This is a genomic window from Klebsiella sp. CB_Kp196 (assembly GCF_040061575.1).
Classification (GTDB): Bacteria; Pseudomonadota; Gammaproteobacteria; order Enterobacterales; family Enterobacteriaceae; genus Klebsiella; species Klebsiella michiganensis.
Map to the genome: position 1 here is coordinate 32,542 of NZ_JBEAFH010000034.1, position 13,130 is coordinate 45,671.

General features: G+C 56.6%; 11 protein-coding genes and 1 pseudogene. 6 read left to right on the forward strand and 6 right to left on the reverse strand.

Annotated features, from left to right (window positions below; all coding sequences use genetic code 11):
- Positions 1–282: 282 nt before the first annotated feature.
- From galS to folE, 3 genes are all read right to left on the reverse strand, one after another.
- Positions 283–1,305, reverse strand: a complete 1,023-nt coding sequence (galS, locus tag ABLU87_RS08125) for an HTH-type transcriptional regulator GalS (protein ID WP_103815424.1) — start codon at positions 1,303–1,305, stop codon at positions 283–285.
- A gap of 155 nt (positions 1,306–1,460) precedes the next feature.
- Positions 1,461–2,618, reverse strand: coding sequence for a DUF418 domain-containing protein YeiB (yeiB, locus tag ABLU87_RS08130; RefSeq protein WP_014230156.1), 1,158 nt, complete (start codon positions 2,616–2,618; stop codon positions 1,461–1,463).
- 15 nt (positions 2,619–2,633) lie between these two features.
- Positions 2,634–3,302 (reverse strand): GTP cyclohydrolase I FolE, encoded by a 669-nt coding sequence (folE, locus tag ABLU87_RS08135; protein ID WP_004103895.1) that lies wholly within the window; start codon positions 3,300–3,302, stop codon positions 2,634–2,636.
- A gap of 368 nt (positions 3,303–3,670) precedes the next feature.
- Here folE and fghA point away from each other — a divergent pair, with 368 nt between their 5' ends.
- The 3 genes and pseudogenes from fghA to ABLU87_RS08150 all read left to right on the forward strand — a co-directional run bounded on the left by fghA (position 3,671) and on the right by ABLU87_RS08150 (position 4,955).
- Positions 3,671–4,507: an S-formylglutathione hydrolase gene (gene fghA, locus ABLU87_RS08140; protein WP_014839058.1), complete on the forward strand. Its 837-nt coding sequence runs from the start codon at positions 3,671–3,673 to the stop codon at positions 4,505–4,507.
- 236 nt (positions 4,508–4,743) lie between these two features.
- A pseudogene (locus tag ABLU87_RS08145) lies at positions 4,744–4,896 on the forward strand (Hok/Gef family protein); the annotation flags it as partial.
- Positions 4,845–4,955 (forward strand): DUF5431 family protein, encoded by a 111-nt coding sequence (locus ABLU87_RS08150; protein WP_305955786.1) that lies wholly within the window; start codon positions 4,845–4,847, stop codon positions 4,953–4,955. The pseudogene ABLU87_RS08145 and the gene ABLU87_RS08150, both read left to right, overlap by 52 nt.
- A 110-nt stretch (positions 4,956–5,065) precedes the next feature.
- Here the strand turns inward: ABLU87_RS08150 and cirA are convergent, their stop codons facing one another.
- The 3 genes from cirA to yieE form a co-directional block, all read right to left on the reverse strand.
- Positions 5,066–7,039, reverse strand: coding sequence for a catecholate siderophore receptor CirA (gene cirA / locus ABLU87_RS08155; protein WP_014230158.1), 1,974 nt, complete (start codon positions 7,037–7,039; stop codon positions 5,066–5,068).
- 303 nt (positions 7,040–7,342) lie between these two features.
- Positions 7,343–8,812 (reverse strand): amino acid permease, encoded by a 1,470-nt coding sequence (locus ABLU87_RS08160; RefSeq protein WP_004852681.1) that lies wholly within the window; start codon positions 8,810–8,812, stop codon positions 7,343–7,345.
- Between the two features lie 159 nt (positions 8,813–8,971).
- Positions 8,972–9,838 carry a DNA-binding transcriptional regulator YeiE gene (gene yieE / locus ABLU87_RS08165; RefSeq protein ID WP_014839059.1) on the reverse strand — a complete coding sequence of 289 codons (867 nt, stop codon included), beginning with the start codon at positions 9,836–9,838 and terminating at the stop codon, positions 8,972–8,974.
- 173 nt (positions 9,839–10,011) lie between these two features.
- Between yieE and ABLU87_RS08170 the strand changes: the two genes are divergently transcribed.
- The 3 genes from ABLU87_RS08170 (at position 10,012) to ABLU87_RS08180 (ending at position 13,108) form a co-directional block, all read left to right on the forward strand.
- Positions 10,012–11,061 (forward strand): YeiH family protein, encoded by a 1,050-nt coding sequence (locus tag ABLU87_RS08170; protein WP_047723226.1) that lies wholly within the window; start codon positions 10,012–10,014, stop codon positions 11,059–11,061.
- Between the two features lie 96 nt (positions 11,062–11,157).
- Positions 11,158–12,015 carry a deoxyribonuclease IV gene (nfo, locus tag ABLU87_RS08175; protein WP_014230162.1) on the forward strand — a complete coding sequence of 286 codons (858 nt, stop codon included), beginning with the start codon at positions 11,158–11,160 and terminating at the stop codon, positions 12,013–12,015.
- Between the two features lies 1 nt (position 12,016).
- On the forward strand, positions 12,017–13,108 hold the full coding sequence (locus tag ABLU87_RS08180) for a sugar kinase (RefSeq protein ID WP_014839060.1): 1,092 nt from the start codon (positions 12,017–12,019) through the stop codon (positions 13,106–13,108).
- Positions 13,109–13,130: the final 22 nt, after the last annotated feature.

The following is a 13,130-nucleotide window of genomic DNA, read 5'->3' on the forward strand; positions in this document are numbered from 1 at the left end:
CCGGTTTTATTATGCAGGGTCTTTGGTGTGAAAATGGCTGGCGAGCGTTACATTTATGTTACTGCACAGCGACATTCACGACTGTAATTCTGTCTTCCGTGTAGGGTAACGCTCCTGAAAAACGGCTTTATTAATCGTTTAACCGCCGATTACTGCTGTAAAAGTGATTAATCACCGTGACATAGTATGTTCAGACTTGTAAACGCAGCAATCATAGTCAGCTTAATGTTAACAAACTGTGAAATCACTCACATATTGAAAGCGGTTACATCAGGCAGATAATTAGTTAGTGATCGGCCCCACAATTTGCCTCTGCGCCACCGAATGTCGGCGCACCAGCGTCGGCATAAAGCAGTGGCTGGCATCACGATCCAGCTTTCCCACCGCGCCCTGTAGCGCCAGCTCTGTCGCCAGTTTCGCCATCGACATAATCGGATAACGGACCGTCGTCAGCTGCGGGTCGGTGTAACGGGAAATGGGGATATCATCAAAACCGATCAGCGAAAGATGCTGCGGTACGGCAATGCCGTTATCTTTAAGCGTCGTGAGCGCGCCGGCCGCCATACTGTCGTTGTAGGCGAAAACCGCGCTCAGACCAAGGTTGCGCCCCAGCAGTTCGACCATCGCCGCCTCACCGCCCTGCATATCCGGCGACCCGGATCCCACCCAGCTTTCGGGAGCGACAATGCCGTGTTCATGTAACGCCCTTAACCACCCTTCTCGCCGTAAATCATCATCTTCAATGCCGTGATTGGAAGAGAGGTAGCCGATGCGCTGGTGACCATGATTGAGCAGCATGCGGGTCGCCATCAGCGCGCCGCTGACGTTATCCAGCCCAACGCAGCGGTGGGCGTATCCCGGCACGATGCGGTTAATCAGCACCATTCCCGGCATATGCTCCATAAAATCCCCCAGCTCCGCGTCGCTCAGCGCTTTAGAGTGGACGATCAGCGCTGAACAGCGCTGGCGAATCAGCACCTCAATGGCGTTACGCTCTTTTTCCGCTTCATGATAGCTATTGCCGATAAGCACATATTTCTGATGCTGCTGGGCGACGGTATCAACCGCTTTGACCAGCGCGCCAAAAAAGGCGTCCGACACGTCCATCACGACCACGCCGATGGTATCGCTGACCTGCGTCGCCAGCGCCTGCGCGTTGGCGTTTGGCCGATAGCCCAACAGCGTTACCGCCTTCATTACCGCTTCTCGCGTATCCGGGCTCACCAGCGCGCTGTTATTCAGCACGCGCGAAACCGTCGCGACGGAAACACCCGCCTGGCGGGCGACATCACGAATGGTGATCATACTCACCGACCTGTAGAGCATTGCAGTACGTCACACTCACCTCCTGTGTTCAGCAAGGAGGCTATTCTGGCAGCGACGTGCCGTACGCTACGTGAGTGAGGTCACAGGGATGGAAACGGTTACATCCATTTTGTTAATGATTGTGATCCAGATCGTTATCTGGATGTATCTTTTAATGATGTCCCCGACGCACGCAGGGTGAATTGACGCCATAGCCACTCAACGGGCCCCTGGCGGAAATGACGTAGCCAAAACCACGAGAAGAGAATATTAACCGCCCATACGGCCGGTACGAAGGCTAACAGCTGTAAGCGGTCATACTTCATAAACAGGCCGAAGCGGTAGAACAGGGTAGTGCAAATCAGGGTCTGCAGCAGATAGTTGGTTAGCGCCATGCGCCCGACGCAGGCAATCGCCCCCACCAGACGACTCTGACACAGCTGCGGCCAGAAGCCCCAGGCCAGCGCCGCGTAGCCGATGGTTTGCAGCGGCGCGCCCAGCTCCCGCGGCGCCTGTAGCAAAAATGCGCACCAGCGGTAGTCCCAGCCAAGATGCCACTGGGCAATAATCGAGGGCAAGTTGACCGCCATTCCGGCCGCAATCAGCAGCCCGCCGGTACGCCGATAGTGGCGAAGGCTGAACTGCCCTTTGAGCCAGCCGCTGCGCATCAGCGCGGCGCCCATCAGCATCATACCGGCCAGCTGCCAGCCGTACTGCGCGCCCAGCGCCAGCAGGTTATCCGACAGCATATCCGCACGATTGCTCACCGCTTCAAAGCCGCCTTTTAGCTTCCAGTACTGCTCGTACTGCAAATTTGCCGCGTCCGGCAGCCACGAACGATTGGGCGTATTGCCGGAAATCAATCCCAGCAATAGCAGTACCGCCACGCCGATAACGTACAGCACCACGCCGGTATTAAACAGCGATTTGACATCGTGCGCGTCGCGCACCATCCGCCAGCCCACCAGCCCGACCAGCGCATAGGCCAGCAGAATATCGCCGTCCCAGAAAAACAGTCCGTGAATAAAGCCAAGCAGCGCCAGCAGCGTCAGGCGCGACTGGATCCAGCGCTTGCCGCGCGGCAGCAGAAGCTGAAGTCCGGCGCCAAACAGCAGGGCGAAGAGGGTCAGGAATTTGACCTGCGCCAGCAGATCGAGAATCGCCCAGGTCCAGGCGTCGCTGGCGGAAATGTTCCCGGACCACGCCGGGTTGAGGTAAGCGGCCTTCGGTAAACCGAAGGCGCTGATATTCAGTAGCAGGATACCGAGGATGGCGACGCCGCGGACAAAGTCCAGCGTGACATTTCTCTCCATGTACCCTGCTCCGTTTTAGTTGTGGTGACGTACGGCGCGCAGGAACTCCTGGCGGGTATTCTGGCTGGATTTAAACAGGCCGCCCAGCGACGTGGTGGTGGTGGCGCTGGTGGCATCGCGAATGCCGCGCGCTTTCACGCAGTAGTGCACCGCATCGATGGAAACCGCGACGTTGCTGGTCCCCAGCAGCGTTTGCAGCGCGGTGAGGATCTGCTGCGTCAGCCGCTCCTGCACCTGCGGACGCTGGGAGAAGAACTGCACGATACGGTTAATTTTCGACAGGCCAATCACCGAATCTTTCGGGATATAGGCCACCGTGGCTTTGCCGTCAATGGTCACAAAATGGTGTTCACAGGTGCTGGTCAGGGTGATATCGCGCACGGTCACCATTTCATCAACCTGCATCTTATTTTCGATGACGGTGATTTTGGGGAACCGGGCGTAGTCCAGTCCGGAGAAGATCTCATCGACGTACATTTTGGCGATGCGATGCGGGGTCTCCATCAGGCTGTCATCACTTAGATCAAGGTTTAACAGCTGCATAATCTCGGTCATGTGTCCGGCGATCAGACGCTTGCGAGTTTCATTATCAATTTCTTGTACTGGCGGACGCAGCGGCGTCTCCAGCCCACGAGCGACCAGCGCTTCATGAACGAGTATGGCTTCTTTACTCAGTGATGACATTTTTGTTCTCCTGCAGGTGTGGCGCTCTTTGCTCTTCTGAGGGCAAAGTTTGTATTCATTGTGCGTGAGGTGACGCACAGAATCCAGTAGCCGCATCGATAATTGTTGAAATTGGCGTCACCTCTCGTTCCACGCCGCCAGACCAGCGCACTACGATGCGTCACGCAACGCCCTGCTCACCTTGCCGCAACCAAGCCAATCGCCGACCCATAGCGCGACGCCTGCCGCTGCGGCAAGGTCAGCATGTTGGTTAAAAGTTGCATTAATGATGCAATACGTTCCGAAAAGGAGGAAGTGAAAGTTACTCACGAGGGCATGAAATATCTGTATTATGGAAAATTACGCCTGAGACACTTAAGGAGCCCTGCATGGAACTGCTCGAAGAGCACCGCTGTTTTGAAGGTCGGCAGCAACGCTGGCGGCACGACTCCGCAACGCTGAACTGCGCAATGACCTTCAGCATCTTTTTACCTCCCGCCGCCGCTGACGCGCCGCCGCCGGTTCTCTACTGGCTCTCCGGCCTGACCTGCAACGATGAAAACTTCACCACCAAAGCGGGCGCTCAGCGCGTCGCCGCCGAACTGGGCATTGCGCTGGTGATGCCGGACACCAGTCCGCGCGGTGATAACGTTGCCGACGATAGCGCTTACGATCTGGGGAAAGGCGCTGGCTTTTATCTCAATGCCACCCAGGCGCCCTGGTCCGCGCATTTCCGCATGTACGATTACCTTCGCGACGAGCTGCCGCAGCTGATTGCCCGCGAGTTTAATCTCAGCGGCCGCTGCGCCATCAGCGGGCATTCCATGGGCGGCCACGGCGCGCTGGTGATGGCGCTGAAGAATCCGGGCCGCTTCGTCAGCGTTTCCGCGTTCGCGCCTATCGTTAACCCGACCCAGGTTCCCTGGGGCAAAAAAGCGTTTACCGCCTATCTGGGAGCGGATGAAGCGGCCTGGCAGGCCTGGGACAGCTGCGCGTTAATGCAGGCCAGCAGCGAGTCAGATGCGATTCCAACCCTGATTGACCAGGGCGATAGCGATACATTCCTCGCCGAACAGCTGCAGCCGGCGGTGCTGGCGGAAACCGCGCGTCAGAAAAGCTGGCCGTTAACCCTGCGTATTCAGCCCGGGTACGATCACAGCTACTACTTTATCGCCTCATTTATTGAGGACCACCTGCGCTTCCATGCCCGGCACCTCTTCTCCTGATCCTTTCAATGCGTCGTGAAGCACCTTCCCGGCGCATTGATACGCAAAATGCCTCATCATCCAATAGTCATAAAAACTAATATATACAGAGAGATAGTGTATTTTCCGTCGTCGGGGGTATGATTTTTGGCGGCGCTTGAGGCTTTCGCCTCAGAGCAGGATTGAGTTTTACCGTTGTGCTGAGGCAGAAAGAAGAAAGCCCCGAAGGTAATGTAATCACCCACGAGGCTGTCCCGATGCCTAGACAACATCAGGTTAGTCTCTTACCCGCCGTAAGGCAAGGAGAACAAACCATGAAGGTACCGCCCAACGTCCCGATCTGGTGTCTGCTCATCGTGTGTATCACGCTATTAGCGTTCACCCTGATGGTAAGAAAATCGCTTTGCGAAATTCGCTACCGCGATACGAACAGGGAGGTAGCTGCTTTTATGGCTTACGAATCCGGTAAGTAGCCACCTGGAGCGGTGGGTTCGCCCACCGCTTTTCCGTCTGGCTTCACCCTGAGCGCCTTTAGCGAGGGCTGGCAGGGAAATCTGCCAGCCCTCTTTTATCGCCCGGTTAGAAGCGGTAATCGACGGCCATAAAGTAGCGGCGGCCTTCTTCCGTATAGCTATAGTCGTCGCGGCTCAGATCCTTATCGCCCACGTTGAGTACCCCGGAGCGCAGCTTGACGTTTTTGGTGACGTTCCAGGCCGCGCCGATATCAAACATAGTGTAGCCGCCGGGCGTTTTGCCCGTCGCGCTGACCGAACGCTGTTCGCCGGTATAGTTGGCGGTGACGTAGAAGGACCAGTCGTCCAGCGGTTTCCAGTCGAGGGTACCGTTAGCGGTATGGAACGGCAGCGTTTGCAGCGGTTTATCGCCGCCGTTACTCAGGTCGCGGCCATCGTTGTAGGTGTAGTTTACCGTCAGCTTCCATTCGTCGCCGAACGGCACCTTCAATTCCGTTTCTACCCCTTTGATACGCGCCTTATTGACGTTGAAGTAGCGGAATACCGGCACACGCTTACCGTTCACCGTTTTCCAGCCGACAAAATTCGGGTAGCCCGGCGCTTCGCTGGCGCTGGAAGTACGCAGGATATCGATCATATCGTCAACGTTATTCTGGAAGGTGGTGACGCTTCCTTCCACGCCTTCAAGCCAGCCTTCTTCACCGCGATAGTAAAGACCCAGTTCGAAGCTTTCGCTGGTTTCCGGTTTCAGATCCGGGTTACCGATAATGCTGCACGAGCCGCGGCAGGAGTTGGTGGTCCAGTCCGGGTTCAGCTGCAGCAGGGATGGCGCTTTAAATGCCGTCGCCCAACCGCCCTTCACGGTCACGGTATCGGTGGCGTTATAGACCAGATAAGCACGCGGGCTCCAGTGATCGCCATAGGTCTGGTGATCGTCCATACGGATGCCGGTGGTTAAGGCCAGAGGTTCGATTATCCGCCATTCATCTTCCAGGAACAGCGCGTACTGGCTGGCGGAAGTGGATTTACCGCCGCTGCTCAGGTTGACCGGATCTTTCAGCTTATCGTGACGCCATTCGCCGCCGAAGGTCAGCAGCTGGTTGATCATGCCCAGCGGCAGAACGTATTTGCCGTCCACCGAGTTACTCTCAGATGTGATCGTTCCGGCCTGGCCCGGATTTTTATTATCCACTTTCTCGCCGTAGAATTTCAGCTCGCTATTGCCGACATCCCAGCGGCCGTTGTGGCTCAGGGAGTAGTTCTGGCGCTCAAGGCGGTTGCGGTCAAGAGAGTCGGAATCCCGATCCTGGCGATCGAACCCGTAGCCAGCGGTGATGTCCTGATTATCAGTGGGCGTCCAGGCGAATTCGACGTTGCCGTCGCGGCTGGTGAAGCCTTCAATACGCGGCGTTTCGCCAGCTGCGTTGCTGGAAGCCTGCTGATCGTCCTTGGCGCGCTTTGCCAGGCTGCCGTAGGCTTTCATCCCCAGCACGCCGTCAATCAGCGGGCCGCTGGTAAAGAACTGACCATTGTACGTATCGCCGCGATCGCGGTGTTCCTGAATGGTGGTATCCGCGCTGAGGGTGCCCGTCCACTGCTGACCGACTTTTTTGGTAATGATATTGACCACGCCGCCGAGGGCGTCGGAACCATAGAGGGAAGACATCGGCCCGCGCACCACTTCGATACGCTCAATGGCATCAACCGGGATCCAGTTGAGGTCAAAATCGTTGTGGCGGAAAACGGCGTTGCGCGAGTTAACGCGTTTGCCGTCAACGAGGATCAGCGTATAGCCGCTGCTGAGGCCGCGAATGCTCACCCCTTTGCGATTATCCCCTTCGTTGGTGAGCTGCACGCCCGGCACTTCCCGCAGTACATCCTTCAGGTTTTGTACCGGTCTACGCTGCAGATCCTGTTGGGTGATAACGCTAATACTGGCGGGCGCATCTTTGACGCTCTGTTCAGTTGCCGCAGCGGTGACGACCAGCGTTTCTTCGTTAACGTCGGCGAGCGCCGGAAACGCCAGGGATACGACGGACGCGCATAATCCGGCCCGGACAAAAGGGTTTAGCCTGAACATTCCATATCTCCATGAGGTGTACAACAAAACAAACAAAAAAGGTCCTGCTCACAGGTACTGTCGGCATAGCGCTCTAACGGCGTATGCGCGCAATTTTTTACAGTAGATGTGGCTGGTCGCCCCTTGTCAGTCTGACCCTCTGCAAGATACGGGGATTGGCTTCATCCTGAATTTAGTGGAAATGATAAAGATAATGATTACAATTATCAATAAAATTATGAATAACTGTATCAACATGTAAGAATCGCAGACATAAAAAAACCCTCTCGATGAGAGGGTTTTATCTTACGGCGTCAGCTGACCTTAGCTTTTAAAACGCTCCGGGAACTTCATTTCGCTGTAGCGCACAAAACGCGTTCCTTTCGCCAGCTTGTAACCGAACCAGATCACCAGGAACAGCGGAATGCCGATATAGGTTGCCGCCACGCCGCCCCAGTCGATGGTATCTTTGAGGAACGCTTCGTAATTCTGGCCCAGGGTAATGATCAGGCACAGCACGAAAGCGAAGATCGGCCCCAGCGGGAAAAAGCCGGAACGATACGGCAGATCGTTGAGATCGTTCCCCTGCAGCACGTAGCCGCGACGGAAGCGATAGTGGCTAATGGCAATCCCCAGCCAGGCGATAAAGCCGGTCATGCCGGAGGTATTCAGCAGCCACAGGTAAACGGTCTGATTACCGAACATCGAGCTCAGGAAGCACAGCCCTGCAATCACCGTGGTGGCATACAGCGCATTACGCGGCACGCCGCCTTTAGACAGCTTAGAGAAAATACGCGGCGCTTTGCCATCGCAGGCCAGGGTGTAGAGCATGCGGGTGGACGCGTACATTCCGGAGTTACCCGCCGACAGTACCGCCGTCAGAATAACCGCGTTCATAATCGCCGCCGCCGACAGCAGCCCCGCGTGCTGGAAGACCAGTGTGAACGGGCTGACGGAAATATCTTTCACGTCGTTACGCAGCAGGCTCGGGTCGGTATACGGAATAATCAGGCTGATGATCAGGATGGCGAACACATAGAACAGCAGGATACGCCAGAACACCTGCCGCACGGCGCGCGGAATGTTCTTCTCCGGGTTTTCCGACTCGCCGGCCGCGATGCCGATAAGCTCGGTTCCCTGGAACGAGAAGCCGACAATCATCGCCACGCCAATCATCGCCGCAAAGCCGCCGGCAAACGGCGCATCGTCGACAACCCAGTTGCTCCAGCCCGCAGGCTGTGCGCCTTTAAAGATGCCAAAGATCATCATCACGCCGACAATAATAAAGATGATGACGGTGGCCACTTTGATCAGCGAGAACCAGTATTCCGCTTCACCAAAGCCTTTTACCGAGATCCAGTTCAGCAGGAACATGATGCCGAGGAACAGCGCGCTCCAGACCCAGCCGGGTGCATCGGGGAACCAGTAGGTCATCACCAGCTGAGCGGCAACGAGGTCAACGGCGATGGTCACCGCCCAGTTGTACCAGTAGTTCCAGCCCAGCGCGAAGCCAAAGCCTTCCTCAACGTAATTCTGCCCGTAGGTGGCAAAAGAGCCGGACACCGGCATAAACGCCGCCAGCTCGCCGAGGCTGGTCATCAGGAAATAAACCATCAGGCCGATGAGAATATAAGAGAGCAGCGCCCCACCCGGGCCCGCCTGAGAAATCGTTGCGCCAGAGGCAACAAAAAGACCTGTACCTATGGAACCGCCAATCGCGATCATGGTCAAGTGGCGCGCCTTCAGTTCACGACGTAAACCGGGCGCTTCTGTGGTTTTAGTATCCGAAACCATGTGAAAATGCTATCCATCCAAAAAACGAGGCGAGATTGTAGCAGAGTGTCTGTGATCCATCCGATACAATTGCAAAGTTATAAGAGAGCTTCATGATCGAGCATGGATTATTAGTAAAGCATGAAATCCCGAAAACGCCAGCGCGCGTGGCGTCCGCTTTTACACGTCGCAATAATGCAGAAATCGCTGTAATGCCTTGGAAATATGCTTCTGCCGGTGATGAATGCGCCACAAGGTGCGGGTTAAGCGCGGCAGCGGAATCGTCAGCTCCACCAGCGATCCGACTTCAAGCTGCTCCGCCACCACGCGTCGCGACAGGCAGCTAATGCCCAGACCGTGGCGTACCGCGTGCTTGATGGCTTCCGAGTTGCCCAGCTCCATCCCAAGATGAAACGCCGGTAAATGCGAGAGTAATAAATAGTCGACGATTTCCCGGGTCCCGGAGCCGTGCTCGCGTAAAATCCACGGCGCTTCCGCCAGCCGTTGCAGCGTCACCTCCCCTGCCAGCAGCGGCGAATCCGGCGCGGCAAAGACCACCAGCTCATCTTCCAGCCAGGGTTCGGCGATAATATCCGCGGCGTGACAGGGACCTTCAATCAGCCCGATATCCACGCGCAGATCGGCCACCGCATTGATCACGTCCTGGCTATTGCCCACGCTCAGCTCCAGCGGTAAATCCGGCAGATCCCGTCGATAGCGCGCAATGATTTCCGGCAGAATATAGTTGCCGATGGTGCTGCTGGCGTAGACGCGGATCGCGCCGTTGTCGCCGCGAAACAGCTGCTCTATCTCCAGCGCCCGCTCCAGCAGCGCCAGCGCCCGCGGATAAAGCAGCCTGCCGTGCTCGTTGACCACCAGCCTTTTCCCTACGCGGTCAAAGAGCTGCACCCCCAACTGCCCTTCCAGTTCGGTCAGCGCCGCGCTAACCGCCGACTGGGAAAGCGCCAGCATTTGCGACGCCTGAGTGGTCGATCCGCTTTTTAAAACTTCAGCAAAAACTTCCAGCTGCCGTAGCGTGATATGCATATTTTTTCCTGCCTTTATAGACGACTCGCGATCCGCGGCGTGAGGCTGAGGCCCATCGTTCTCAAACCGCGAAACCGCGTTTTTACCACTTATTTCGATTAATTATAAATATATAATCAATTTTATATTTAAACCAGCGAGTCGTATGCTTTTCCCAGACAAAGGAGAAGGTTATGACAGCACTCACTTTACCGACTAAACATCGCCCATTGCGGCACTTTGCACCTGGACTGGCGCTCACCGCCCTGCTCACCGGCGCAGCGCTGTGGGCCGGTAGCTTTCCGGCTATCGCCGGCGCGGGCTTCAGCGCCCTCACGCTGGCCATTTTATTCGGCATGGTCATCGGTAACACGGTTTACCCGAAAATCTGGCAGCCCTGCGACGGCGGCGTGATTTTTGCCAAGCAGCACCTGCTGCGCCTCGGCATCATCTTATACGGCTTTCGCCTGACGTTCGCCCAGATTGCCGACGTCGGCGTCGGCGGTATCGTGATTGACGTTCTGACGCTTTCCAGCACCTTTTTTATCGCCTGTTTTCTTGGGCAAAAGGTTTTCGGCCTCGATAAACATACCAGCTGGCTGATTGGCGCCGGCAGCAGCATCTGCGGCGCGGCAGCGGTACTGGCGACGGAACCGGTCGTCAAAGCGGAGGCCAGCAAAGTCACGGTCGCCGTCGCCACGGTGGTGATTTTCGGTACCATTGCCATCTTCCTGTACCCGGCGATTTATCCCTTCCTGGCGCACTGGTTCACGCCGGAAGCCTACGGCATTTATATGGGTTCGACGATGCATGAGGTTGCTCAGGTTGTCGCGGCAGGCCACGCGGTGGGCCCGGACGCGGAAAACGCGGCGGTGATTGCAAAAATGCTGCGCGTGATGATGCTGGCTCCGTTCCTGCTGTTCCTCGCCGCGCGCGTGAAGCAATTAGCCCCGGCAAACGGCGGTGAGAAAAGTAAAATCACCATTCCGTGGTTTGCGATCCTGTTTATTCTGGTGGCGGTGTTTAACTCCTTCCACCTGCTGCCGAAAGCGGTTGTCGATATGCTGGTCACGCTGGATACCGTACTGCTGGCGATGGCGATGGCCGCCCTCGGCCTGACCACCCACGTCAGCGCGCTGAAAAAAGCCGGCGCCAAACCGCTGCTGATGGCGCTGATGCTCTTCGTCTGGCTGATTGTCGGCGGCGGCGCGATTAACCTGGCCATTCATAGCCTGATGGCCTGAAGCCCCTCGCTACTCAGGTTGTATTAAGGATGATGTAACTCTCCGGCTAAGCCGCTATCATTACCCTCCCCCCAGCGGCTTAACTGGAGTTTTTTTATGAAATATATTGGAGCGCACGTCAGCGCCTCCGGCGGTGTAGCCAACGCCGCCATTCGCGCAGCCGAAATCGGCGCGACCGCATTTGCCCTCTTTACCAAAAACCAGCGCCAGTGGCGCGCCGCCCCTCTGAGCGACGAAACCATTGCTGAATTTAAAGCCGCCTGCGAAAAGTACCAGTTCGGCCCGGGGCAAATTCTGCCGCACGACAGCTATCTGATAAACCTCGGTCATCCGGTTGAGGACGCGCTGGAAAAATCCCGCGATGCCTTTATTGATGAACTCTCCCGCTGCCAGCAGCTCGGCCTGACGCTGCTGAATTTCCATCCGGGTAGCCATCTGCAGCAAATCCCGGAAGACGAATGTCTGGCGCGTATCGCCGAATCGATCAATATCGCGCTGGCAAAAACCGAAGGCGTCACGGCGGTCATTGAAAACACCGCCGGCCAGGGCAGTAACCTGGGCTTTAAGTTTGAGCATCTGGCGGCCATCATCGACGGTGTGGAAGATAAATCACGCGTCGGCGTGTGCATTGATACCTGTCACGCCTTCGCCGCCGGCTACGACCTGCGCAGCGCCGAAGAGTGCGAAAAAACCTTCGCTGATTTCGACCGAATTGTGGGTTTCCAGTATCTGCGCGGTATGCACCTGAACGATGCGAAAAGCGCGTTCGCCAGCCGCGTTGACCGTCACCACAGCCTGGGTGAAGGCAATATTGGCCATGATGCTTTCCGCTGGATTATGCAGGACCGCCGCTTTGACGGTATCCCGCTGATTCTGGAAACGATCAATCCTGATATCTGGGCGGAAGAGATCGCCTGGCTGCGGGCGCAGCAAACGGAAGAGGCCACGGTCTGATATGAACGACAGGGAAAAGCAGATCCTCAAAATTTTGCGGCGCAATCCGCTAATTCAGCAGCATGAGATTGCCGATATTCTGCAGATTAGCCGCTCCCGCGTGGCCGCGCATATTATGGACCTCACGCGTAAGGGGGCCATCAAGGGCAAAGGCTACATCCTTACCGAGCAGGAGTACTGCGTCTCGCTGGGCGCGGTGAATATGGATATCCGCGGAATTGCCGATATTCATTATCCTCAACCGGTCTCCAACCCGGGGAATATCCAGTGCTCCGCCGGCGGCGTGGCGCGGAATATCGCGCATAACCTGGCGCTGCTGGGCCGCGATGTGCATTTGATTTCCGCCGTCGGCAGCGACTTTTACGGCGAAACGCTGCTGGAGCAAACCCGCCAGGCGGGCGTTAACGTGCAAAGCTGTATCCGCCTGCACGGCCATAACACCGCCACCTATCTCTCCATCGCTAACCCGCAGGAAGAGACGGTGCTGGCGATTAACGATACGCATATTTTACAGTCGCTCACGCCCCAGCTGCTGAATCAGTACCGGGATCTGCTGACGCATGCCGGCGTCGTTCTGGTCGATTGTAATTTGACGGAGCAGTCGCTGGAGTGGGTATTTACCCTGGCTAACGGCATTCCGGTATTTGTTGATACCGTGTCCGAGTTTAAAGCGCACCGCATTCGCCCATGGCTGGGGAAGATCCACACCCTCAAACCCACGCTGCGCGAACTCCAGATCCTCTGGGGACAGGCTATCGAAAACGACGCGGATCGCGATCGGGCGCTAGCATGGCTACACGAAAGGGGAACTCAGCGGGTGGTGATTTGCTCGGAAGACGACGCTGTTTTCTGTAGCGAAGCAGGGGGTGAACGCTTCCGGATGAGTCTGCCGGACCATACGACGATAGACAGCTTCGGCGCCGACGATGCGCTAATGGCAGGGCTACTTTATAGCTATCTCGACGGTAGCGACTTTAAAGAGAGCGTCGCTTTCGCCATGGCCTGCACCGCCATCACCCGCGCCAGCGACGGTATCAACAACCCCTCGTTGTCCGTTGATAACGCGCTCAATTTACTTCCCGGCGTGGCGTAGCGCGCACCGCAGGCGCGGTGCG